Source organism: Tunturiibacter gelidiferens (assembly GCF_051013345.1).
Classification (GTDB): domain Bacteria; phylum Acidobacteriota; class Terriglobia; order Terriglobales; family Acidobacteriaceae; genus Edaphobacter; species Edaphobacter gelidiferens_A.
The window spans coordinates 633,204-657,413 of sequence record NZ_CP132939.1 but is presented as its reverse complement, the minus strand read 5'-3'; the positions used below and the strand labels follow the sequence as shown (position 1 = coordinate 657,413).

Here is a 24,210-nt window from a genome sequence, read left to right as displayed (position 1 = left end):
AACCCATCACCACCATCATGCTACCATCACATTCCGCCAAGCCCATTCAACTAAAAGCACACGCGTCCCACTTTGTAAATTAGCGAACTGCACCGACGCAGATGTGACTTAGATCAAAAAGAAGAGAAGCAAGGAGCTTTCTGCGGCGGAGCAGCGACCTGACCACATATAACCTATAAAATAAAAGATGTCTGCCGAAGCGGTGGCAGCGAACCACACCAATGACGCCACAAAAGTCTCTGCATCTTAAGACCTACTTGCTAATCGCAGTAATGGTGATCGCCGGTCCACTGGGCAACGTTCTGCTAGGCAAGGGAATGAAGCATATTGGTGAACCGGTCATCTGGCCTCCCTGGCAACTGCTCCACACCGGCCTGAATATCTTTACATCTGGGTCGATCTGGTTGGGAATTGCCTCGCTGGTTACATTCTTCGTAGCCTACATGCTGGTTCTGTCGTGGGCTGATTATAGCTTCGTGCAGCCTGCATCCTCGCTTGCTTACGGCGTTGTTGCGTTACTCGGGTATCTGATGTTGGGGGAAAGAGTCTCTCCGTTGAGATGGGCCGGAATCGCGATTATTTGCCTGGGCGTTTTTGTGGTCGGACGCACCAATCCTCGAACGACGAGGCAGGTTTAGGTTGCCGCATTTCATTCTGTTCACGCTGATCGTTGTCGCCGGAACGGGCGGCGAGTTATGTGTCTCCCGCGCGATGAAGGTTGTTGGAGAAGCCCCGAGTTTGCGTCCAGCGGAGGTCGCAAAGGTAATTCTGAGAGCACTGCGCGTTCCTTGGATGTGGCTTGGGGGCGGAATGATGGCGGTAGCGTTCTTTGCCCTCCTGGGAGCCTTGTCCATTTACGACGTGAGTTTCGTCGTCCCTGTAACGGCGTTGAGCTACGTGGCGGGTGCCTTTGGAGGGGTCGTCTTTCTGCGCGAACATGTAGACTTTCAACGCTGGGTCGGAGTCTTGCTGGTCGCGATCGGCGTCACACTGGTATTTTTGGGCAAGAACTAACCGCCTCGAGGTTGTCGCTTAGGGTTACGGCTTAGGCGCGGGCGGCTTAGGAATCCGCAAGGTCCACGAACCTCCGAACACAATTGTTCTGCCCTCGGGGCGTGAGATCGCTTTGTACTCATTTAGGTATTTGAAGAAGAAGTTGAGATTTTTGGTGGGAAGTATGTAGTTGCTCTGGAGGCCTACTGCGTGGACAGAGTAGAACGGCACACTACTCGCAGGCAAATTGCCGATCGTCCCGCTGTTAGCAGAAATCTGCCACTGGTCATATCCGATTAAACCGAGTTGAAGCAGTCTGCTGAAGTCTTTTTTGAGTGGAAGGAGTTGGCCCGCTCCCCACTCGATAGTGAAGGTTTTTCCCGGCGTCAGGGCAGTTCCTGTCTTCTGTCCGTGTGTCTCCCAATCGGTGAATAAGTTTAAGCTGGTTCCCTTGTTCTTTGTAACGTAAACCGTTGTGCCAAAGGTTAGGTCGTTGCCCCAATATCCCGAGCCTACGTTGTTTCTCGCTCCAGCAGAGAAGCGTCCGGTAGGGGCGAAGAACGCGTAGCCGGCGACGATGTCTGCCCGCTTGAGGTGCCAGCCGAGATTGACGGGCTGGACAAACAGGTCTGCAAATCCTGATCCTCCCCCTGTGGCACCGAGATTGGTTCCCGAGATGTCGGCAACCAGACTGCCGTTCGCGACATTGAGAGAGATGTAGGGAGCGAAGGATGCGCCCAAAATCTTCTTCTTCGGGACAAAGTAGAAGATGTTTTCGTCGGCCCAGAACCCGTAAGTGCCCACCACATTGGGGCGATGGTTACCATTCGCGTCATTCAGTGAACTTGCGGAGTAGTTGAGCGCTACATTGGCGTAGGTCAGTCCCGAGTCAGGAACTACGCCAGCATTCAGCCCAAATTGTCCGGGCACATATTGGCCCTTCTGTTGAGCCTGCAATGCCGCTACGCTCATTAACACTAAAATCGTGAGAGCCCAAGGTGAAGATGCACGACGGTTCCATCTCTTGTCCATGTCTTCTCCTTTACTGTTGGAGGGATCGAGGCCCCACTACTATCCACTTCTATAAGGCTCTTCGTATTCGAAACCAAGTTTGCTCAACAAAATTTCTCTAGCTTTGAGGTGGATTCTGTACATGGAAAGCTTTGGTCGGTCCGCTGCACCTAAGCAGGGACCGTGGCTAAAGACAGATATTGAATGCGTGAGTTAGTCCGCTAACAGGCTCCCTTTCACCGTTTTCTATTTCCGGAGATACACATTTGCAAGCCGAAAAGGCTTTTGCCCGAAGTTTTCTATTTCTAGTTCGTTCTTCTTATTGAATTTGATCTTGCATACGGGTGCCAGTTGGCCAGTACCTTTTCCATTCTTGTCGACATTCAAGGCGACGATTCCAAACTGATAGTCCGTCGAACGGCCTCCCCGGTACATTTCGCCAAAGGACATAGGACGATTTGTCACCATCACAACGTGTAGGCCTCCGTCTGCCGTTGGCCTGTACCGGGCAAAGCGAAAGCCACTGCCGACAAAGCCGGTGGGAGAGAGCCGGCCTACGTCGCTCGTTTTCTCCATCGCACTCACCAATCCATCCGGGCCTTTTTCTTTCAGGACGCTGATGTAGTCCTGCACCTGTTGATTGGTTGTCCAACCGGTGATGTAGATATCGAGTCCGAAGCTCCTACCGGCCGCCGCTCCTGCCTGGCCAAATGCGGTGGCTGTAAATTGTCGAGGAAGAACGGAGAGCGGCTTATCGTCTCCGTTTTGGGCGGACGCAATGGAGAGACACCCCGATAGAATCAACACAGTACTCATTATTTGCAGATTCTTTAATCGCATAATTTTTCTCCTCGTCCCAGACGGTGTCACGACCGGCCGCGAGCGGTGTGCTTCTTGGCGAGACCAGTCTGCATCATTTACTGCTCACTTATGGTCACTAACCCCGAATAGCCTAATAAGATAGGCCGGCAACTGCGAGTGTATTTCCGCGCCAGGGAATGCTGTGCCGACGCCCCAGAACACAAGCGGAATGTCAGGAGCAGAATGAGCTTGTCCCTGACGACAGCGAACACCCAGTCCTCTCTCTAAGCAGAAAGATGATCTTTCGTGCTCTAAGCGATTGGTCAAACTTCGCCACCGATTCCTCCGATTCACAAGAGCTAACACGGAGGCTACCTTCAGCGCCGCTTCGCAGCTACTAGCAAAATTCCTAGCCACTGACTGGCGTTTATTCACATCGAAGTCCGAAATAGCGGATGCTTAGATATCACTCGGTCCGGGCCGGAAGGAGTAGCGTTTCTCCACAGGCGTGGTCTGCGTCCGCTGTGAAATGCCGAGGGCCTATTTCCTACATGTTGTAAGTTATTGATCCTAAGTGGTGGTCAGAGACGGGATCGGGCTATGCTTTTGAAAGTATCTGATACCTAAAGGGAGATCGTCGAAAGCGACGTCCTGCGCTGTTTGATGAAGCTTGCGTTGTGAGACGGATGAGCGTCAACGCTGACGCGTGCGGAAGCATGTAGACTCGAGTCGATGGCGTGGCTTCCAGGAACTCGTGTTGGTTCATACGAGATAGTTGATCTGCTCGGCGACGGCGGAATGGGTAAGGTGTTTCGCGTGCGGCACCTGATCTCAGACCGCACGGAGGCGATGAAAGTACTGCTCGCGGCGTCTTCCGCGAGCCAGGAGATGCTGGATCGGTTTACGCGAGAGATTCGGGTGCTGGCCACACTAAATCATCCAAACATTGCCGTGCTGCATACTGCATTTCATTACGAAGAGCAGCTTGTGATGATTATGGAGTACGTGGAAGGGATGGATCTGCGGCACGCGCTGGCAGCGGGTATTACGCTGGACCAGGCGGTGGCCTATATACGGCAGCTGCTCACGGCGTTGGAGTATGCGCACTCGCGCGGAGTGATTCATCGGGATATCAAACCGTCGAATATCATGGTCACGCCCGGGGGACAGGTTAAGGTGCTTGATTTCGGGCTGGCGCTAGCAGCCCCCGAAGCGCGGTTGACGATGACCGGGGCGCTGGTGGGATCGATGCACTACATAGCGCCGGAGCAACTATCGGGGGAAGGGCACGATGCGCGGTCGGATCTGTATGCGGTGGGTGTGACGCTATACGAGATGATTACGGGCAAACTACCGATAGAGGGTACGAACTACGCGCAGGTGATCGGTGGGCTTCTGCAGTACAGTCCGATATCGCCGAGCCGGATAAACCCGTTGATACCGGCGGAGTTTTCGGCAGTAGTGATGAGGGCGCTGGCTAAAGAGAAGCGGGAGAGGTGGCAAACCGCAAGGGAGTTTCTTGTGGCGCTGGATGCCTCGCAGCTGGGCCAGGCTTCACAAATCAGGGTTTTTGCTAGTCCGACGTCCACGTTGACTGGTGCGGCAGAGGGAGCGATTGGGGAGAGTTCGAAGTACGAGCCGGATCAGTTGAGCGAGATTACGCTGAAGCTGGCCCACTACGTCGGGCCGATCGCGAGCGTGCTGGTAAAGCGTGCTTCCAGCAGTACAAATGATCTGCAGGCGCTGGTGGAGCAGGTAGCGCAGGAGATTGAGGAGACGGATGCGAGGCGGAGATTTCTCTCCTCAGTGGGCGGACGGTTTCGCAAGAGCGGCGTATTGTAGCTAGCCGAGCATTTGCAAGGCCTTTACTACGGTGACTACCAGGCGGTTGAAGGATGCGGTGAGCTGGGCCATCTCGTCCTTGCCGCGAACGGGTAGTTCGGCCTGGTCGAGCTGGCCGAGACTGACACGGTCGGCGACGGCGGAGAGCTTGCGCAGCGGCAGGATGATGAGGTAGTAAAGCACGAGATCGATAGCGAGCAGAATGGCGGCAAATGTCGTGACCAGAGACCAGAGGAGAGTTTTGAACGCCCTTGATGCAATCTGGATAGGGACTGCCATCGGCACGGAGACGATCTGGGCACCGACAATTTCGTTGAGTTTCCACCCGAAACCATTCGTCGATCCGTATTTTTCGACCATGGTTTTTGGAGCGGCAGAGGGCAGTGTGTGGCACTCCAGGCAGCCTGACTCCGTCTTGATGGGGTGGGCGAGATAGAGCGAGGGGCCAGTTGCGGTTTCGCGCTCCCCGACGAACTCCTTCAAATCCGGCTTGTTGCGAAAGGCATCGATGACGTCGGTCTCCCAATCGACGGCACGATCCTGGAGGTTGGTCGGGTTCAGCGTGGCTTCCTTGTACATGTACTCGGGAAATTTCTGGCGGAGGCGAGCGAAGGTGACCGTCGCCCCGTAAAACGGAATGGCCTGCGGAAGAAAAGTATGCTTCATGGCTGGAGCGGTCACGATGATTGGCGTGAGTTCTTCTGTGGTGTAGTCGCGTGTGGAGCTGGCGCTCTGGATCATAAGTTCGGCTTGCTGCAGGACCTGGGCTCTCGCATTGTCGATGAGGAAGGAGTGAGCGACCCAGGAGACTATGGCGAGACCGATGGCGACGACGGCGACGACAATCAGGTTGAATTTGAGTAGAAGTTTCATGGTTTCTCCAACAAACGCGTTGTTCTTCCAGCGTCAGGCGGTTCTGTCGATGACCAGGAGGGTGCAGTCGTCGTCGGCAGGGGCACCCTCGCAGAAACGGAACATGGAAGTGAAGATGGCCTGAATGGGATCTGGTGCCGAAAACTCACGCTGGCGCTCGATGGAGCCGAACTGCACACCCGTTGGGTTCTCGGCTTCGGTGACACCATCGCTGAGAAGCACCAGGCGTGCGTTGAGAGGCACAGTAAAGGAGACGGAATGGAAAGTGGCGTTGTGGAGAAGGCCGACGGGGACGTCGCCGCCGAGAATGGGAGTAACAGTGCCGTCTTCAAGAATGAGGAAAGGAGAGACGTGGCCGCCGTTGACTAATTCGACCTCGCCATTTCGTTTGTAGTGGAGGGCCACGAGGGTTACGTACTTCTGTCCGTAGACCCGGGAGCACAGAAAGGATTGGACGGTGGTGACGGTGGCGACAAGGGAGACGCGGCTCCGTGCCTGCGCGTACATCATGCCCTGGATGATCGAAGCGAGCAAAGCAGCGGACACACCTTTTCCGGAAACGTCGGCGACGATGGCAATAAAGCCGTCATCCACCGGAATGACGTCGTAGAAATCGCCGCCGACCTCTGCACAGGGGATGGTTTTCGCCATGACCTTAGCGTAGGGGAAGGTCGGGAGATCGCGGCCGATGATGCTCTGCTGAATAGTGGCGGCGATCTCCATCTCGTTGCGGAGAAGGTCGGCAGCGCGCTCGGCCTGGACTAAGCGGGCATGTTCGACAAGGGTGGCTGCCTCGGCCGCGATGGCATGGAGGATGTCGCGGCCGACGCTGTTGAGAGTGCTGGTCCGTAGGCGACTGTCGAGGTAGAGGAGGCCGAGGAGGCTGCCGGAGCTGCGGCCACGCAGGGGGATGGCGATGACGCTGCGGAGTTCGTGGGCGACGGCGCTCTCGCGGCCGACGGGCTGGCCTTCGCCACTGACGTCGCCGAGGATATACTCCTGTCCGGACTCGGCTGCATCGCGAACGATTGAGTGCGAGATCTTCGTGTCGTCGAGAATTTGCTGGCCTTCGCGATCGAGAGCACACGCGAGGCCGAGGGTAGTGGAGCTCTCGCCGAGGAAGACAAAGCCGCGCTCCGCGTGAGTGAGACGCAGAGTGAATTCGATCATGGTGCTGAGGATGTCTTCGAGCACGCTTGTGTTGTTGAAGCTCTGTGCGGCCTGTAGGAAGAGGGAGAGCTTCTGAAGTTCGGTGCTGGAGGTTCCGGTTGACATCTGGTTGAAAAGGGCCATGGTGGAGGTGTGGTCGGAAGAGGTAACGAAGAGGAGGGTGACGCCCGATGGGCCGAGCTTGATGCGGTCTCCGGAACGGAGGCGAGCGATGTCCTTGCGGACGTCATTGACGAAGGTTCCGTGGCGGCTGCCGAGGTCTTGAATAAAGAAACCTTCCGCATCCTCGTGAATGATGGCGTGCTCGCGTGAGACCTGCGAGTTGGTGAGGTAGAGACTCCGATCCGCCCTACGGCCGATCGTGAAGGGCAGGGAGTTGATGGTTATGGTTTGCGTCTGGTCTGTTTCTCGAACTACCAAGCGAGCTGTGTGTTTGATGGTCTCCATGACGAGGACAGGCCGATCGGGCATTTTGCTTCCCTTTGACGATACCAGCGCTCAAATGAAAGCGGGTGAAGGGAGACTCGCTAATCCCAATCAGGATGCTGTGCATCCCACATTTTTCACTCTCGCCTTGTTCAAACTTTACTCTGGTTTTGGGTTCCGTGGGTTTTTGTTCCAATGCTGTCTGTCTCTCAGGAATCCACGGTGAATAATACTTCTCCGTGATCTTGATCGAACTGTGTGAAAGCATCTGCGAAAGATCTTCCATGCTGGTTCCGTTCGAATTCCAAAAGGTCGGTTCGATGAATGCCTAGGCCCGTGGCTGTCGAAACTCTGCGGGGGAGGTCCCGAAGCGCGTCGCATCTCGATGTTCTACAAATGATTTCCTCGGGTCGCCTGGGCATTTTCTATCCTCAAAATAACGCCGTTTTTGTGGATTCGACTTTGTCAACGCCCTCGCCTGTTAGCGACAACTGAGATTCAACTTCCGGATTGCCCGTCACAGAAGAACGGCCATAACTGCCCATAAGCCGGCTTTCCGTCGCTATTCAACTGGCGAAGGTTACCTCACATCCCAAAAGACACTGGTTCCGAAGGAGGACAATAGCCTTCTTCCGCCATGCGCTTCCCCATTTCGACATACATCACACAATTGCGTGGCTGCCAGGTCTGCAGGCCATCGACGTAGCGGTTGTACATAGAGAACGCAGCGGCGATGAGTACGGTGTCGTGAATGTCGAGATCGGTGGCGCCATGCTGACGCGCTTCCTCTACGAGTTGCGTCGTCACTTTCTTTCCGTCGATCTGCACCTGCTCCGCGATCGCAAGGAGTGCCTTCAACTTCTCCGATATGTCTGAGGTTTTGTAGTCCCGGCAGACTGACTCTACAAGATCCGGGTCTCCACTGTTCAGATGGCTTGCGGCGGCGCCGTGGCTTGTCTGGCAAAAGTAGCAGGTGTTTCTCGAAGACACGAAAGCGGCGATCAACTCGCGATCCCGTGAGCTGAAGCCGTCGTTCCCGGAAGTATGCAGGAGGATATGCGCGAGTTCACGCAGGGGCCGGGCGGTCTCCGGACGAAAGGCGAAGCCAGCGGTGATTCCTGGCATGTCTTCAGGCAATGCAATATGAGGCATGGTTATTCCTCCAACGAGATGCTGGCCGAGGCCAGGTTGATATCGCTTGCGTGATATGGATTGCGATCGCTTCGCAGGAAAAGGCTGAGTCCGGCGGCGAGTAACGTGGTGCATGCGAGGCCGACGATGCAGCGCGGCTGATAGGAACCGGCGCGGTCGTAGAAATGTCCCACCACCATTGGACCTGTGGCGCCTCCAATCGCGTAAGCGGTCCATGTCAGGCCATAGAGTACAGAGAAGTGCTTCCGCCCGAAGTAGCGAGCCAGCAGGTAGGGTGCGACGTCCGCTTCGCTGCCGAGTCCGATGCCAAGCAGCGCCGCCCCAAGGAGAGCCATAGCCGAGGTGCCAGAGAAGGCAAGAATGAGAGTGCCAGCGGCGGAGAGCAGAAGGATACCGGTCTGGATTCTCTGCGCGGGGAGCCTGTCGATCAGAAAGCCGGTGAACAGCCGGCCGACAATGCCGGCACCGCCTCTTACCGACAAGGCAAGGGCGGCGGCTTGGACGGTGACGCCGTGCTCGGTGAGCATGGCTGCAAGATTGGTAACCAGACCGTTTTCCCCGAAAGCCGAAAGCATGATGATGAAGGCGAGTATCCAAAAGGGCGCAGTGCGGAGTGCGGATGCGACGGTCTCTCCGGACATCAGGCTCTCGTCGACTCGCTGTGGCATGGGTTGATTGCGTAGGAGAAGGGCAGTGAGTGGCAGACCAAGCAACGCAACGCCGCCGAGCATAAGATAGGCGTCGCGCCAGCCATGGTGATCAATCACCCACTGTGTCAGAGGAGGGATCAGAATGGAACCCACTCCGCTGCCAGTAAGCAGGAAAGCGAGCGCAAGCCCACGCCGCCTGTTGAACCAGGTGAGAATGGTGCGCGTGTAGGCGAATTGGGCGGTGCCGTTGGCAACTAATCCCAAGACAAAGTAGGTGAGATAGAAGCGCTGGATGCTCGGACCGAGCCTACTGAGCGACGCCAGCGCGAGTGCGAAGATGACGACTGAGGGCAGAATGATCCGGCGCGGCGGGAAGCGGTCGAGCAGAACGCCGATTCCGGGCGAGACAACGGCTACGGTGATAGCGGCCAGGGCGAAGGTGCCGGAGATGGCTTCGCGCTGCCAGCCAAATGCCGCATGCAGCGGGTTTAGAAAGAGGCTGAACGTGTAAGGCACAATGGGAGCGAAGCTCACCATTACACCAACGAAAGCAGCCGCCGCGACGCTCCAGCCCTGGTAATGAATCGAACTCTCATTGTCTTGGAGCTTGGGAATAACCTGCTCGCTCAATCGCCGCTCCCGTGACGCTTTTCTTTCGGCTGTTCGGACGGTAAGGGTTTTTCCTGGGGGAAGTGCCATTTGCATACCCGGCAAGCAAATCCTGCGAGGGCAGCCCAAACGCATTCACAACCCGATTGAAACACGCAAAGAGCGCAGTGACATGAATAGCTTCTGCAATCTGCAGATCGGTCCAATCGGATACGTGTAGTAATTCGATGTCGGCCCTAGTAACGCTTTGCGCATCGTCTGTGATCTTTTGCACGAAGCGAAGAAGGGCGCCCTGTTGGGAACTAAACTCCCTGGAATCGACCTCACATGCCATTACTGCCGTGAGCAGTTCCGGTGAGCCGCCGTTCGTACGGAGAAAGAACCCGTGACTGTCCGCGCAATAAGCGCAGTTATTCCGAGAGGAGACAAACGTCGCGATCATCTCTTTATGCTGTCGGTCGAGTGCGCCGTCTATGAAGAGCATGGATTGGGCGAGCCCCATCATGTGCTCGAGCAAAGGTGGATGGGTTGCAAAGCACCGCAGGATACCCGGTACGTGTGGCCTGCCGAAGTCGGTACGGAACCTCGTAAAGAGGCGTTCGACCTCGGGTGGGGCGTCGTCCTCATTCACAATCGGCAGGTTTGCCGATTGGATGGGAGACAACTCGCCCAGAGCTTGATTTTGATATTCCCGCATAATCATGGACTAAAACGCCAATCTGGCCGCAAGCTGAAACGCTCTGGGGCCGCCAGAACCAAAGAATCCACCTGCCGTTGTAACGGCGGAGTAGAAGTTTGACTGCACTGTATGTGCAGGTTGACCGTTTTGGGCTGACTGAAAGGGTCCGATGGAGATGCTACGGCCTGGGTAGTTGTTGTTGCTGGTTCCGCGGATATTCGTCTCATTGAAGATATTGAAAGCTTCTCCAATAAGAGAAAGGGCTATCCCTTCCTTGAATTTGAACTGCTTCTGCAACCGAAAGTCGAGAGAGCTGAATGGACTGGAAAAATTGATGTTGGACGGCACATGCTGAAGGAGCCCTCCGGCGAGACACGGGAACGACGCCGGACACGCAGGAAGAGCATTCCATTTATCGATCACCGCATTCAGGTGATTGCTATTTTTGATCTCGCGGCCGAGGGAGTTGCGCGAGATAAGGGGAAGGCGGGATCCGCTCGCTCCGTTGATGGCTGTGCCGGGCAGGAAGGTGTCGGCAGGCACGCCCGATCCGAAAGTGTAGATCGGCGCGAAGGAGATTTGCCACGGAAATTGCACTTCTCCGTAGAAAGTGACGCGGTTCAGCTCATCGGTGACGGCGTATCCCTTCTCAAGTTGAGGTTGGTTAATTCCTTCGACTAGGTTTACCTGTTCGTTGGCGTTGCTGTTGGTGAGTTGGTCGTCGTCGGAGTAGTCGAGCGTCTTCGAAAGCGTGTAGCTGATGTTGTATTGATAGGCCACGTGTCCCAGCTTTGACTGCCGTTGCTGCAGACTGAAGATCAGGCCGTCATACCAAGATTTCGCTCTGGACTCGATGAGCGTGATGTTGTCGGAGATCCCGCTGGTTGGGTCTGTTAAGCTGCAGGGTACATTATTGCCCGGGCAGGCGACGTACGGAGAGGTTGAGCTGGTGCTGCGAAGTAGATGGCCATTCAACTGGCGATTTGCGAAGACGTGAAGTCCGTCTGCTGACATGACCCAGCTGCTGCCAAATTGCTGCTGAAAGCCAAGGGAAAATTGCTGAACGAGAGGATGATGAGAGTCTGGGCCCATCCCGATCATGCCAACTCCGCCAGTCTGGTGAGGGCCACTGAATGGCGCCGCGAGACTTGGGCTGCCTGTGCCGAAGCTTGCGTGAGGAGCAAAGCAGGCGTTTAGGCTCGGCGGCCCCGGCACAAAAGGAGAGACGCAGTAAGATCCGGCGAACTGGGTGACGGTCAAGGCGCGATCGTTCTGCACAAGCTCTTCGGCACCGCTTTCAAGAATAATGCGGTCGTAATAGATGCCATAGCCGCCGCGAACGACCGTCCTCCCGATACCGAAAGGATCGTAGGCGAAGCCGATGCGAGGACTGAAATCCTTCACGTCAGGAGATTTTTTGAGGTTGATAACGTTTGCCATCCAGGTGCACGGGACAGTGGGCACCGTGGTCAGGTTGGGGCACGGGTCGTGAGCACTCGAGGTCCCGGTGAGATTCGAGTCGTACTCCCACCGCAGTCCAAGGTTGAGAGTTAGCTTAGGCAGCACTCGCCAATCATCCTGGGCGTAGAACGCAAGATAGCTGTTGAAGACTGTAGGAATTGGAACTGGAGTGACAGGTGCACTGCTCTTGATCCCAACAGCCTCCGGAATATCAAGATCATTGATCTTGCCGTCTCCATTCAAATCAGCGAAGGCGAAGTTGGTCGTAAGGATAACCGTGCCGGTGCCGAAGACGTTGATCTCTCCGTGTGCGGTGTAGTGCTGAAACTCTCCACCGAACCTGAGGGCGTGCTTACCCAAAGCCCAGGAATATGCGTCGCCAAACTGGTATCGATCGAGATGGGTAGCCTGTGGGAGATTGAAGTTTGCCCCGTCTGCAATATCGGGAAAGATGAGTTCGTTAGTCAGGTTCAATTGCGGATTCGTCGTGGGTGCATTCGGCAGGTAGGGAGGAATATTGTTATAAAAATTGTCGTAATGGAAGCCAAAGTTGTTGACGCGAGTGGGCGACAGAACCGTTGTGAGGCCAGCCACGACCGAATTGAATCGATTGAGCGAGTTCTGCCGCTCCGCTGCAGTGAAGGATGGTGTGGTTTGGGAGGGCGTAGCTTCACCTGTATCCGTAGAACGATTGAAGGAATATCGCGCCATAACCGTGTTCTTCGGACCTAACTGCTGGTCGTATCGAGTAGACCAGAGTGCTTCGCGAAGGGGAGAAGGAGCGGAGGTGTTTTGAATCTGAGAGGTCGTGAAGTTGCGCGTGCCGGTCTGGAGCGCTGCATTCTGGTCGCGGTATTCGAAGCCTGTGAAGAACCGACCCTTGTCCTTTCGGATCGGACCACCCAGGGTTGCGCCGTACTGTTCTCTGTCAAATGCTGGCGTGGGAAGGGAACGGTCGAATGTCGCAGGCAGAGCCTGCAGATTGCGATTGCGCTCGAAGAAGAAGAGTGAACCGTGATATTGGTTCGTTCCGGTCTTTGTGACGATGTTGATAATGCTGTTGCCCGACCGACCGACTTCGGCTGTGAATCTTGCGGTCGCAATCTGAAACTCCTGAATCGAATCCTCAGGAAAGTTAGCGAGCGTGCCCCCAACCACCTCGTCGTTATTGTCACCGCCGTCGACAGTAATGTTGCCGCCTCTACCGAATCCGCCCGCGGAGCTTACTTCGAGGGTATTCGTCTTAGTCGGGTCGAAGGTAGGCGCGGGCCGGTTTCCTGGTACCAGGTAGGCAAGTTCTAGAAAATTCCTGCCATTGAGGGGGATACTTGAAATCGTCTGCGATGTGATCTGTCCCTGAATCATGGACTGCGTAAGATCGACACCCTGTCTGTTATCGCTGTTGACATCGATCGTGCTGGCCTGCGAAGCAACGTTCAATGTCGTATCGAGCGTGACCGACTTTCCAGCTTCGAGCTGAACGTTACTGTAACGAACGTCGGAGAGTCCTGTGAAGGTCAGTACAACCGTATAGCTTCCAGGTTCCAGATTCGACAACATGAAAGAGCCGTCTGCACCGGTTGCACCTTCTCGGATGGTACCCAGTCGCTCATTGGTCGCGGATATATGCGCACCTTGGATAAGCCGGCCGCTCGGGTCTTTGGCGATACCGCCAATCGAGCCGCTGGGCAGTTGAGCATGCAACGCTGAAACGAGAGCGAGGATGCAAGCAGTAGTTGCAATCCGGGAATACAGGCGCATCGGATACAACCTCCAAAATGTAGAGAACAGTTTGTAAGTGACGGCCCAAAAGACGGGATGCCCTACACAGATAGGGTGGTTGCGGTTTCACGCGAATGCTATAGACCACGCGGTAATCTGTCATCAACCATAAGGTGGAGAGAGGGTTCCACCTATCCGGCCCGCAGCTTATGGCGTATGCTTCGCATACAATCCTGGAGAATTACTATGCCTCACATCAAATTGCCGGACGGGCTGCAAGGAATACGCAGCGCTATGGCATTTCGCCCAGAGACAGCTAAGCCTCTTAACGAACTCGCGGAAGCGTTGTTGCACGCCCCGAACTCTCTTCCACAAGCAGACCGCGAATTGATAGCGACCTACGTCTCGCACCTCAACGACTGCTATTTTTGTCAGACCGTACATGGCTCTATTGCGGCTGCTTGTCTCAACGACGACTATGAATTAGTCGCTCGAGTGAAAGCGGATTTTCAGGTTGCGGATATTTCAGAGAAACTGAAGTCGTTGTTAGTCATCGCGGCGAAGGTACAGAAAGGTGGCAAGAGCGTCACGGCCGCTGACGTGGAAGCTGCCCGTGCTCAAGGCGCCACCGACATCGAAATTCACGATACAGTTCTCATCGCTGCTGCTTTCTGCATGTACAACCGTTACGTCGACGGTTTGGATACCTGGCAGCCTCAAGAGGAAGAGTTGTATCGCGAACGAGGCAAGAAGACTGCGCGGGAAGGTTATGTTGTCATGAGCCGGGAATATCTCCCGGATCAAACTGCGCAAGCAAAGTAAACAGCAAATTGTTGTTTCCGCCGTTCCAAGGTGAGCGATGCCAGCACAAATCAACCCGCGAAATCGAAGACGCAAACCTTACAGTTCCAATCTTGAAACGCTCGCATTACTCAGGGTTTCCGGGAATCCAATCAACGGTCTAGGCGAGACTTCCATCCGTAAGGCGTCACCGTTTTTCTGGCATCCGCCCGACCAACACCCATACGGCGATTTGCAGCTCGTTGCTCGGCAAAGTTCTCGGAGATGTCCAGGTGCTACGGAGGCCTTTGCCGCAGCCTACAACCATCCTGGGCTCTGTTCGATAGCGCATCAAAAGACCCAGGCCTCTGACGAGCAATTTGCTAACGAATTAAAAACGTTTGCGCTCGCTCATGAAGCCGACGCGGTGGGAATCACGCCAATGGACCCACTCTATGTTTTCGAAGGTTACACGGTGGAAGAGCCGTGGATCGTGGTGCTCGCCCTTGCCCACAATTATGAACTGCTCAAAGAAGTTCCCTCCGACGAAACAAACGGAATTGGCGTCACAGATATTGGCGATCAATATGCTCGTGGCACACGGGCCTCCTACGCTCTTGCAAATTGGATTCGCTCTCAGGGATACAACGCTCATGCGTACCCCGGCCCTATGGCAGATGCACTCCTTCTTATCCCGCCCGCTATCGCTTCGGGCTTGGGTGAGCTTGGTAAGCACGGTTCATTGATTAGTAGGCAGTTTGGATCCGGTGTACGTCTCGCGGGCGTCACAACGGACATGCCGCTAATCGCGACTGCGCCAGATCGATTTGGTGCCGACGAATTCTGTGCAACCTGTCAGGTTTGCACTCGCGCTTGTCCGCCTGGCGCAATTCTCGAAAACAAGCAAATGGTGCGCGGCGTGGAGCGCTGGTATGTCGACTTCGACAAATGCATCCCTTACTTTGCCGAAGCAGCATCGTGCGGAATTTGTATAGCCGAGTGTCCGTGGACCCGGCCACACGTGCGACCTAAACTGCTTGCCACGATGGAACGCCGCGGACGGCGTTCGAAATCCTCCGACGGGGTGATTTTCAAGACTAGCCCAAGTTGACTACCTTTCACGCGTGGATAATTCGTTCGGAAGTCAGTGTAGATCGTGTGCTACGTGATGCGCCTCAGTGAAAGTCGTGAAATCGTACATGAACCCGACTGAGCTTCTGAGCGCGAACAGCCGCCGCCTTTTCTGAGATAACGCCATACTGATTTTGAGGAGATCGGCAGGATCGTGGTAACGGCCCAAGCCCGATTCTGCCTAGACTGCAAGTGGAGAGAAAAAATGCAAAAGAGAAGGTCCGTTTACAAACGAAGAACTCGTTGGTGAAGCGCTGGCGCCGGTGCGCGACAAGGTCATCATCGCAACGAAGTTCGGCTTCGAAAACGGAATACCTAGTCAGGGCACGAACAGCAAGCCGGAACAAATCAGGGTTGTGGCTGAAGCCGCTCTGAAGCGCCTCAATACGGATGTTATCGACCTCTTCTATCAACACCGCGTCGATTCAACAGTCGCCATCGAAGAAGTGGCGGGCACTGTCAAGGACCTGATCCAGGAGGGGAAGGTCAAACATTTCGGTATGTCAGAGGCTGGGGCAGCGACCATTCGCCGCGCACATGCGGTGCAGCCGGTCGCGGCGCTGCAGAGCGAGTATTCGCTATGGTGGCGAGAGCCGGAGAAAGAGATTCTTCCAACACTGGAGAAACTCGGTATCGGGTTCGTCCCATTTAGCCCGCTGGGCAAGGGCTTTCTTACGGGCGCAATCTCCGACAAGACGGAGTTTGACAAAACGGACTTCCGCAACATCGTCCCGCGCTTCTCCGCCGATGCCCGAAAAGCGAACCAGGCACTGGTGGACGCTCTCGGGCAGATTGCGGATCAGAAACAGGCGACCAAGGCGCAGATCGCGCTGGCCTGGCTGCTTGCGCAGAAGCCGTGGATTGTGCCGATTCCCGGAACGACGAAACTGCACCGGCTCGAAGAGAATCTGGGCGGCGTGGGCGTAGAGCTGACGCCGGACGATCTGAATGCGATCCACGATGCTGTCTCGGAGATCGATGTGCAGGGGGAGAGATATCCTGCTCAACTTCAGAGCCTGGTGAATCGCTAGGAATGGGACTCCATGAGCAGAAAGCATCGTGTGTCTTTCATCGCGGTCTCGTTGATGGCGGTTTCTCTTTTGCCCGCAGCGAGAGCGCAGGAAAATAACAACAGCAAGCCTGAAGAGGCGGCGACGCCGGCCATAGCGAAAAAGATCATCAATCTATGGCCCGGTGTCGCGCCGGGGTCGGAGCAATGGAAGCAGCCGGAGACCAATCTTGGCTCTGGCGACATGGAGACAACGGTCAACGTGAGCACGCCGACGCTGACCGCATACCTGCCCGACCCTTCCACGGCGACAGGCGCCGCCGTCATCATCGCCCCTGGGGCGGCTTCATAGGTTTGTCAATCAACTCTCAAGGTTACGATGTTGCGAAGTGGTTCGTCGCCCGCGGATTTGCGGCGATCGTCCTGAAATACCGTACCAAGCAGGTTCAAGGTAAGGACGCCGCACAGCTAGGCGAATCCACGCGTGCGGCCTTCATGGCTCAGTTGAACGACCACGCCATGATCGCCGAGGATGGCAAGTACGGCATCGCCGACGGCATCCAAGCGGTGAAGGTGGTCCGCGCTCACGCCGCCGAATGGCACATTTCCCCGGATCGCATTGTCTTCACAGGATTCTCGGCGGGCGGGATGATCACGGAGATGACGGCAGTTCAGCCGGATGCACGTCCGAACTATGCCGCTCCCATTTACGGTGCTACCTTCCCGGGTCCGCCGCCCATACCGCAAGGGCTGCCACCCTTCTTCATGGCGATGGCGCAGGACGACAACCTCGCCGGCCCCAACATTGTCGCCTTCTACGATGCTCTCAAGGCCGCTGGATACAAACCCGAATTCCACATCTATAGCTCCGGTGGTCATGGTTGGGGTATGCGCAAACAAGGCAAAACCAGCGATCACTGGATCGACGAACTCTATTACTGGCTGGATGCGCAAGGGCTGACGCAGGCGCACAGGTAACAGTATTCAAACTGACTGAAATGGTAATCAGTGATATTGAGTTGGCAGCACGCATCGAATAAAGCTCAAAAGGAGAAGATAAAAACATGAGAACAAAACTTCAAATCATCGCCTTCGCGGTGAGCCTTGTATTCGTGTTCCGGTCCCAAGCACAAACAGGGGACGCGATTTTCCCAAAGGGTGACCTATCCACGGTCAAGAATCACACCGGAAATATTTGGCTTAATGAGTTAAATGTAGGAGACAGTACGTTCGATCCCAGTATCGCCGTAGCAACCTATGGTGTCGCTGCAAAGCTGGATTGGCATGTTCATCCAGGTGGTCAGGTTCTAGTCTTATTGATCCCCGAAAGACTTCGGCAGTTCTACGCAGAAGTGATGATGAGAATAACCGAACGTGATAGTACGTGTGCGGCGGAAGCAACCTAGCTTACACAGCGTAAACAAACCAGATTAGTCCTTATAAACGGCGATCTCGTAACCGACGGCACAGTAACGGTGTCTTTCTTATCGCAAATCAACGTTGACCAGCAGGCCCCGATGCGGCTGTCGCACGCGCGTAAGAACTTGGAATCATGTTGCCGCAGATTCTTCCACGACTGCGGTCGGCAGAGTGAAATGAAACGTCGCGCCTCGTCCGTTGTGGGGTGTGGCCCACAAACGGCCACCATGCGATTCCACGATGGAGCGGCTGATCGCCAGCCCCATGCCGCTGCCTTGAGGTTTGGTGGTGAAGAAGGCATTGAAGATATCATCCGCTGCTCCGGCGGGTAATCCTATGCCGGTGTCGCTGACTAAGATCAGCACTTGCCCTCCCTCGCCTCGTCCCGTTTTGACCGTGAGCACTCCGCCGGTCTCCTTCATCGCCTCGATACCATTAAGCATGAGGTTCATCAGTACCTGCTGCAGTTGCACTCGGTCCGCCGTGATTTGGGGAAGATTGATGCCAAGGTCTGTACGAATCGAAACGGCATACTCGTTGGCTTCGCCCCGCAGCAGCAGGACCATTTCGCCGATGACCTCATTTATCGCGACCAACTCCCGTTTGGGCGGGGCCTTCCTGTACAACGACCGCAGGCGGTTGATGATTTCCGAGGCAAGGGCTCCGGCTTCGATGATTTTTTCCGTTCCTTTGCGAGCTTCAGTCACTTCGGGCGGGTCGCGCTGAAGCCAACGCAAAGATGCCTTGGCATGAGCGGTTGTGACCGTGATCGGCTGCGCGAGCTCGTGCGAGATCGAGGCAACCAATTCTCCCATCGTGCTGACCCGATTGGTGTGTGCAAGGTCTGCCTGTAGCTGTTCCGCACGCTTGCGATCTTGAATGTCGGTCGCCGCACCGTACCATTTCACGACCTTTCCTCGCTTGTCCCGCAGCGGCACAGCGCGGCTCAAAAACCACCGATACTCCCCATCGGTGCGGCGGATACGCATCTCCTCCTCGAACGGCTCACCACTGGCAAAGCTTGCGCCCAGTCGTCGTACAATTCGATCCCGATCTTCAGGATGAACAGCAATTGTCTCGGCCCCCTCCGCTTTTCCCAACTGCGACAGGCCGGTATATTCAACCCAGCGTCGATTCCGAAATTGAACGGCCCCGTTGGGTCCAACAATCCACGCCATCGCCGGAATGGTCTCAATGGCTTGGCGAAGTTTTCTTTCCTCTCCCCGTAATTGTTGCACTCGGAGTTGATACAGCCCCCAAAGGAATGCCAGAAAGGCAGCTACGCACAACAATCGGAACCAGTAGGTTTGATCGTAGGCCGGGGCGACGTTCAATGCGATTGCAGTTTCTGGCCCGTTCCACAGCCCCTCGCTGTTGCTGGCGACTAGCCGGAATCGATAGCGGCCGGGCCCAAGGTTCGTGTAAACGGCTTCTCGCGCTGCGACCGGCTGGCTCCAGTTACTGTCGAAACCTTCGAGAAAATATCGAAAGCGAATCCGCGCGGGTACCGCGAGGCTCAGCCCCGTATACACAAATGTGATTCGCCGGGGAGATGGAGGAATTTGAACGTAGGCGGCGAGGTTCGGAGCGTTGTTATCGGCGGTGATCGCCTCGATGTGAGGCAGCGCCGGAACTGAATTGTCATTGATCTGGGACGCATTAACAACCGACAAGCCGCCGCTAAGTGAAAACCAGATCCTGCCTGCTGAATCCGAGACCACCGATCGGCTCCGCTTCACTCCTTCAGTGCTCTCGAGACCATCGGCCTGGTCGTACTCGCGAACATCGGCTGCTTTCACAACACCGCTTAGCAGTTTGTCGCGCGAAACGCGCAAAACATGATCTGAGGTCGCGATCCAAAACCAGCCGTTTTTGTCTTCTTCAATGCCAAATATTGGTGCTTGCAGGGATCCAGGTACTCCGCGGGGTATATGCACATGCCCATCACTGAGGTAAGCGAGACCTTCGGCCGTCCCTATCCACAGGATTCTCGTTGAATCCTGCAGGAGGCAGTTGACATCCTCGGAAGGTAATCCGTCGTTGCCAGTATAGGTTCGCCACCCTTTCTGCGACATGGCACTGACGCCCTTCGGAGTCCCGAACCATATCGTTCCGTCAGGACCCTCGGCAATCGACGATATTGTGTTCGCCGCTAACCCGTCTGCGGTCGTGTAATTTGTGAAACGACCGTTCTTTAGCTCGCTTACACCACTATTGAGGGTCCCTGACCAGACGCTTCCATCACGACTCTGATAGACCGCGTACACGCTGTTTTGTGCGAGGCCATCTGCCTGCGTGTAGGTCTTGGCTGTAGACGAATTGCCGGAGTAGCGCAGATGGGTAAGTCCACCCTGTTGTCGTCCCACCCAGACATCATCCTTGGCAGCTCCGGTAATGGAGTAGACGATATCGTTGGCGACCCCATCGGCAGTGACAACCCCACTTTTTCCTTCCTTCAGCCATCGCAAACCACCCTCAATGGGCGCAATCCAGGTGCGGCCGCCGGAGTCAACGTGCAATGGTCCCATACTCTGCGATTTCAAATTGGGAAGAGAGTACGTAACGAAGGCGCTGTCTCGCAGTCGCTCGAGACCCCGCGCGCCACCGATCCAAATGTTTCCCTCTCGATCTTCGAAAAGCGCAGTTACCGGTGCAATGGTTTCGTGAGTACTCAGGGAAAATACCCCGTTCGCGTTGTACCGAAACAGTCCGCGACTCGTGCCAAACCAGATGTTCGAGTCCCGGTCGCGGAGAATGGAAAGTACGTCGAGATTGAGAAGAGATGACGGTACACCTGCCAAAGTAAGTTCTGTTCCATTCCAGCGCAGCACACCCTTCGCCGTTCCGACCCACATTTCTGAGTGTTGAAGCGGAAGAAGGCAGTTAATCTTCGTATCAACCCGCCCATTCCAGGCACTCAAAACGCGCCCGTCCTGGAGATAGAAGAGCCCTCGACGCTCCGTGCCAAGCCAAATCTTTCCGTCGTCAGTCTGCGCCATGGCCATCACCAGCGAGGTGAGCGCGGGCTGACGATCCGGCATCATGCCATAGGTCCAACTGAAAGGAGGTGATCGCTGGTCGGGAGCCTCGCCGTTCGCGATCCTTGCAGCGTCGGCGGGAAGAGTTGCCGAGGACAGAGTTCGAAATCGGTTGTCACTGTATGTGAGAGTTCCCACAGGTAATGATGAGAGCAAAACCGCACCCGACGTCCCCCGTGCCACTGCCGTTGTGCCGTTCTCAACCTCGCCGCGGATAAGCTCGAAGTTGCCATTGTGATAACGAATGAGTTGGGTGTTTTGTAGCAAGATCCAGAGGTTATCGCTTGCGTCAACCAGGAGTGTTCGTACAGGACCAATCAGGATCGGATCAGGACGGGCCCGCTCGAACTGGTGAAAATTCAGACCGTCAAAACGAACTAAGCCTTTATCGGTCCCGATCCAGAGATAGCCATCGGAAGTCTGTGCCATGGCCGTTATAGATCCGCCCGGCCATCCTCTTTCCGTTCCCCACGAGTCGTGGAGATATTGCGACACGGTCCGACTGGGATCGACGGCAGACGCCGAAACAGCGAAGCAGACAGCCGCGAGTCCGGCCATGGCACACCTGAGTATCCAGCGCCTTCCAAAACCGTACTCACGGAAGGTATTCAAACTTCTCAACCACAACCTCGCTTGGCTTCTCCATAGGATTTTTATCGCTCGCAACGATGTAAAAGATCAGACGGGGTTTTGCCTTACCCGGTAACGGGATGCCAGACGTGAACTCGTGTTCAGAAATGAGTTGCGCTCCGGCGTCAGCAGATCTTCCGCGAAAGGTCTTGAAAGTTGCATGTCCAGGTTCCCAGCGCAAGACATAGGTCAAGACGCCTGAGGGCGCCGCAAAAGCGAACACGTTCCCAGGGGTGTAGAACGGTTGAATTACATATTGTGCATTGTTCTTATTCGCAGCGTCCCCCAGCGACTGACCTCTACGTCCATCTCGCGATAGTGCTGCTCGCCAGCCGAGTCCTCGAAGATATACAGAGTGAAGACCGCAGCAGGTTCTAAGTGAGAAGTATCCCGCACGGTTACCGAATACGTGCCGTACCCGAGACTGCGATTTAGGAATATTTCTGCACACGACCACCTGTCCGATTTCTTCTTGATCTGCAGGTGGAGCGCGCCGCTCGCATCGGTCCATGCATTTTCGGCATCGAAGAGGTTGTTCGTGCCTCCCTTGTCATTCGCAATCATGCGAACACCCCAATCGTAGCCGCTAAATTTAAGCGATCCGGTCGGGGCATATTGCGGCGCTCCAGCGCCCTTCACGATTGTCACGAGAGCAACGGAACCGCCTTGGGTCGGAGCTACATCCATCTCGGGCTGCGGATAATAATCCGGCTCCACCAATAACGCAGCATACTCAAATCCCAGATGAGTTTCCGTGCTCCACGTCGAGTCGGCTTTGATGGGAATGAAGGGATGATCAGGCCAGGGCTGCACCCACCACGGCCCGCTGTGCGCATAAATAACAATCTGCTGCTTTGGTCGAGCGTTTCTTACCCGTCCAGAGATCGTGTCGACTCTTTCTCGTCCACCTTGCGCCGCCGGCGGGATATGGGTGAACTCGATCCAGGGTCCGGAATCGGCTTTATGGGACTGGCAACCGTTCAGCGCAATGCAGAAAATCAGTAGCAGCGATCGCCGCAAGAATACTGGGACCAACAGTCGCAGCTGCATATAAACACACAAGGGGTCGCAATCTCCGACAGGGACAAAGGACCGCGCTCGTTGGAGTGTTTTCCTCACAGTACCCACATTTTACTTGTAACCACTGCAGTGAATACGAGCTGACACGGGGAAAAAGCCTTCACGCCGACTTTAGAGTTAGTGAGAACCGGGCAATGGACCTATTGAGGTCGCATATTTGGCCGGTATCCATGAACGCTTCAGTATTCAGCTACGACGCCTGCATGTTGGCAAACAGGAAGTAATTCGGTCCTAATGGTTTAGTCCCGGTTTGCTCGTAATACATCCACGATGGGCTAAAACCTTCCCGGATTCGTCTGAATACCATCCTGGATCAACATTAACAGTACAACTCCACGGACTTCAGTTCTGGGGATGACCTTTGGAAAGCTTGTCATGCACTACATCGCAGAGAGCTCTATGTGGACCAGCAGCAGGCTCGAGCTCCAAAGGCGCATTCCACAGTCGAGGGAAATCGCCGCTATCTCAAGCGGTGGATTCTGCCGCGTTGGGGAGGACTCCGATCACTGAAATGGAGCCTATCGTCATCGGAGACTGGCTCTGTGAACTGGGACGCGGCGAACACAAATTACAGAACGGGACACGGTTGAAGATGCGCAACATTATGAGTGTCGTCTTTCGCCATGGCCGTCACGGATTCCTGGCCAGAGATGCGCAGGCCAAGCCGATCAAGTACGTGAGACAGCGTGGCCGCTCCTCCCAAGAGCACACCATTCACATTCCTTACAGAGCCGGTCCGTACCATGGTCTGGCTGGACGCTACCACGGGTCTCCGGGTGAGTGAACTGCTGGCGCTGCGCTGGAATGACATCGACTTCGACGCCGGTGTCATGCACCTACAGCGGGGTATTACAGCGTTGTCGGGAACACCAAAAGCGACGCTTCCAAGAGTCGCATCCCGCTCGCTGCCTCCGTGCTCGAGTCACTGGCACGGTGGCGGCGGGAGACGCCCTACGCCGCTCCGGAAGATTGGGTGTTTGCCAGTCCGAGGATGAAAGGTGAGAAGCCTTACTGGAAATACCCATCTCAGGGTGCGGCGGAGCAAGCTGGAATCACTGGCACAATTGGCTGGCACACTTTTCGCCGGTCCATCTCCACTTGGCTGATTGACAACGATGAGAACGTGAAGGTGACGCAGGACTCATGCGCCACTCTCACAGCAAGACAACGTTGGACATCTACGCGAAGGCGGTAACGCCATCGAAGCGTCGGGCACACGAGAGGATTGTGGATGGCCTATTGGCTGGCCACTGCATACCGAAACGTGGGCGGCATTGACGAACTTGGGATGAGTTTGGGCTACGCGCTTCGGGAAAATTCCGTAAGTCACTTAGAATGTGGTGGCCAGAGACGGGATCGGTCTCCCGCGCTGCTAATGGAATCTGTAACTTACAGATTCTAAAAGGTGCAGGAAGCGCCAAAAGTGCCAGAATGCCCAAACGTTCTTGCAAATCTCTTGCAAATTTATCTTTTGATTCTCGGAATGGGAACTGAGAGGTAGCGAAGCAGAGATATGGATAGAGCCGGGCTCGCGATGTGTTTCGACTGAGGCCACATCGTTGGTGGCACCCGCCGCACGACCATCGATATGATCTGCGAAAACTCATTTAGAAGAATGGTCGGCCCTGGTAGACGATTTTAGAACCATTTAGGTTCCGTCTGCTCCCCTGAACGTCTTCTATCGGCAGGTTTGACGCTGTCGAAGTTTAAAGCATCATCGTGATAATTGCTCAG

Annotated in this window: 20 protein-coding genes and 2 pseudogenes; 12 read left to right on the top strand and 10 right to left on the bottom strand. The window is 55.4% G+C overall.

Annotated elements, in window-relative coordinates; genetic code table 11:
* Positions 1–221: 221 nt before the first annotated feature.
* Complete coding sequence (locus RBB80_RS03185; RefSeq protein ID WP_433966877.1) at positions 222–638, top strand: EamA family transporter; 417 nt, start codon at positions 222–224, stop codon at positions 636–638.
* Between the two features lies 1 nt (position 639).
* Positions 640–1,014: an EamA family transporter gene (locus RBB80_RS03180; protein ID WP_433966876.1), complete on the top strand. Its 375-nt coding sequence runs from the start codon at positions 640–642 to the stop codon at positions 1,012–1,014.
* A 24-nt stretch (positions 1,015–1,038) separates the two neighbouring features.
* Here the strand turns inward: RBB80_RS03180 and RBB80_RS03175 are convergent, their stop codons facing one another.
* Positions 1,039–2,025 (bottom strand): SphA family protein, encoded by a 987-nt coding sequence (locus tag RBB80_RS03175; RefSeq protein ID WP_433966875.1) that lies wholly within the window; start codon positions 2,023–2,025, stop codon positions 1,039–1,041.
* Positions 2,026–2,250: 225 nt separating this feature from the next.
* A complete protein-coding gene (locus tag RBB80_RS03170) occupies positions 2,251–2,844 on the bottom strand; it encodes a hypothetical protein (RefSeq protein ID WP_433966874.1) in 594 nt (197 codons plus the stop codon).
* Between the two features lie 693 nt (positions 2,845–3,537).
* Between RBB80_RS03170 and RBB80_RS03165 the strand changes: the two genes are divergently transcribed.
* Positions 3,538–4,647 (top strand): serine/threonine-protein kinase, encoded by a 1,110-nt coding sequence (locus RBB80_RS03165; protein WP_433966873.1) that lies wholly within the window; start codon positions 3,538–3,540, stop codon positions 4,645–4,647.
* On the opposite strand, the gene RBB80_RS03160 is transcribed toward RBB80_RS03165, so the two are convergent.
* From RBB80_RS03160 to RBB80_RS03135, 6 genes are all read right to left on the bottom strand, one after another.
* On the bottom strand, positions 4,648–5,520 hold the full coding sequence (locus RBB80_RS03160) for a c-type heme family protein (RefSeq protein WP_433966872.1): 873 nt from the start codon (positions 5,518–5,520) through the stop codon (positions 4,648–4,650). It lies immediately after the preceding gene.
* 33 nt (positions 5,521–5,553) lie between these two features.
* The gene (locus RBB80_RS03155; RefSeq protein ID WP_433966871.1) at positions 5,554–7,161 is read right to left on the bottom strand and encodes a SpoIIE family protein phosphatase; all 1,608 of its coding nucleotides are present in this window, start codon (positions 7,159–7,161) and stop codon (positions 5,554–5,556) included.
* A gap of 540 nt (positions 7,162–7,701) precedes the next feature.
* Positions 7,702–8,268: a carboxymuconolactone decarboxylase family protein gene (locus RBB80_RS03150; protein WP_433966870.1), complete on the bottom strand. Its 567-nt coding sequence runs from the start codon at positions 8,266–8,268 to the stop codon at positions 7,702–7,704.
* A 2-nt stretch (positions 8,269–8,270) separates the two neighbouring features.
* Positions 8,271–9,548, bottom strand: a complete 1,278-nt coding sequence (locus RBB80_RS03145) for an MFS transporter (RefSeq protein ID WP_433966869.1) — start codon at positions 9,546–9,548, stop codon at positions 8,271–8,273.
* The gene (locus RBB80_RS03140) at positions 9,511–10,224 is read right to left on the bottom strand and encodes a carboxymuconolactone decarboxylase family protein (protein WP_433966868.1); all 714 of its coding nucleotides are present in this window, start codon (positions 10,222–10,224) and stop codon (positions 9,511–9,513) included. Before RBB80_RS03140 ends, RBB80_RS03145 begins: the two co-directional genes overlap by 38 nt.
* A 9-nt stretch (positions 10,225–10,233) precedes the next feature.
* A complete protein-coding gene (locus RBB80_RS03135) occupies positions 10,234–13,428 on the bottom strand; it encodes a TonB-dependent receptor domain-containing protein (protein WP_433966867.1) in 3,195 nt (1,064 codons plus the stop codon).
* 207 nt (positions 13,429–13,635) lie between these two features.
* Between RBB80_RS03135 and RBB80_RS03130 the strand changes: the two genes are divergently transcribed.
* The 6 genes and pseudogenes from RBB80_RS03130 (at position 13,636) to RBB80_RS03105 (ending at position 17,715) form a co-directional block, all read left to right on the top strand.
* Positions 13,636–14,211 (top strand): carboxymuconolactone decarboxylase family protein, encoded by a 576-nt coding sequence (locus RBB80_RS03130; RefSeq protein WP_433966866.1) that lies wholly within the window; start codon positions 13,636–13,638, stop codon positions 14,209–14,211.
* A 37-nt stretch (positions 14,212–14,248) separates the two neighbouring features.
* Positions 14,249–15,280 carry a 4Fe-4S dicluster domain-containing protein gene (locus tag RBB80_RS03125; protein ID WP_433966865.1) on the top strand — a complete coding sequence of 344 codons (1,032 nt, stop codon included), beginning with the start codon at positions 14,249–14,251 and terminating at the stop codon, positions 15,278–15,280.
* Between the two features lie 259 nt (positions 15,281–15,539).
* A pseudogene (locus RBB80_RS03120) lies at positions 15,540–16,331 on the top strand (aldo/keto reductase); the annotation flags it as partial.
* 12 nt (positions 16,332–16,343) lie between these two features.
* Entirely contained in the window at positions 16,344–16,661 is a 318-nt protein-coding gene (locus RBB80_RS03115; protein ID WP_433966864.1) for a hypothetical protein, read from the top strand.
* A gap of 2 nt (positions 16,662–16,663) precedes the next feature.
* Positions 16,664–17,287, top strand: a complete 624-nt coding sequence (locus RBB80_RS03110) for an alpha/beta hydrolase (RefSeq protein ID WP_433966863.1) — start codon at positions 16,664–16,666, stop codon at positions 17,285–17,287.
* Between the two features lie 86 nt (positions 17,288–17,373).
* Positions 17,374–17,715: a hypothetical protein gene (locus tag RBB80_RS03105; RefSeq protein ID WP_433966862.1), complete on the top strand. Its 342-nt coding sequence runs from the start codon at positions 17,374–17,376 to the stop codon at positions 17,713–17,715.
* A gap of 144 nt (positions 17,716–17,859) precedes the next feature.
* Here the strand turns inward: RBB80_RS03105 and RBB80_RS03100 are convergent, their stop codons facing one another.
* Entirely contained in the window at positions 17,860–21,324 is a 3,465-nt protein-coding gene (locus tag RBB80_RS03100) for a two-component regulator propeller domain-containing protein (RefSeq protein WP_433966861.1), read from the bottom strand.
* 321 nt (positions 21,325–21,645) lie between these two features.
* On the bottom strand, positions 21,646–22,431 hold the full coding sequence (locus RBB80_RS03095; protein ID WP_433966860.1) for a hypothetical protein: 786 nt from the start codon (positions 22,429–22,431) through the stop codon (positions 21,646–21,648).
* 556 nt (positions 22,432–22,987) lie between these two features.
* On the opposite strand from RBB80_RS03095, the gene RBB80_RS03090 reads away from it, so the two are divergent.
* From RBB80_RS03090 to RBB80_RS03080, 3 genes and pseudogenes are all read left to right on the top strand, one after another.
* Positions 22,988–23,260, top strand: coding sequence for a hypothetical protein (locus tag RBB80_RS03090; RefSeq protein ID WP_433970128.1), 273 nt, complete (start codon positions 22,988–22,990; stop codon positions 23,258–23,260).
* A complete protein-coding gene (locus tag RBB80_RS03085; protein WP_433969458.1) occupies positions 23,220–23,471 on the top strand; it encodes a tyrosine-type recombinase/integrase in 252 nt (83 codons plus the stop codon). The genes RBB80_RS03090 and RBB80_RS03085 overlap by 41 nt, the downstream gene beginning before the upstream one ends.
* Positions 23,360–23,671 (top strand): annotated as a pseudogene (locus RBB80_RS03080) (hypothetical protein); the annotation flags it as partial. The gene RBB80_RS03085 and the pseudogene RBB80_RS03080, both read left to right, overlap by 112 nt.
* Positions 23,672–24,210: the final 539 nt, after the last annotated feature.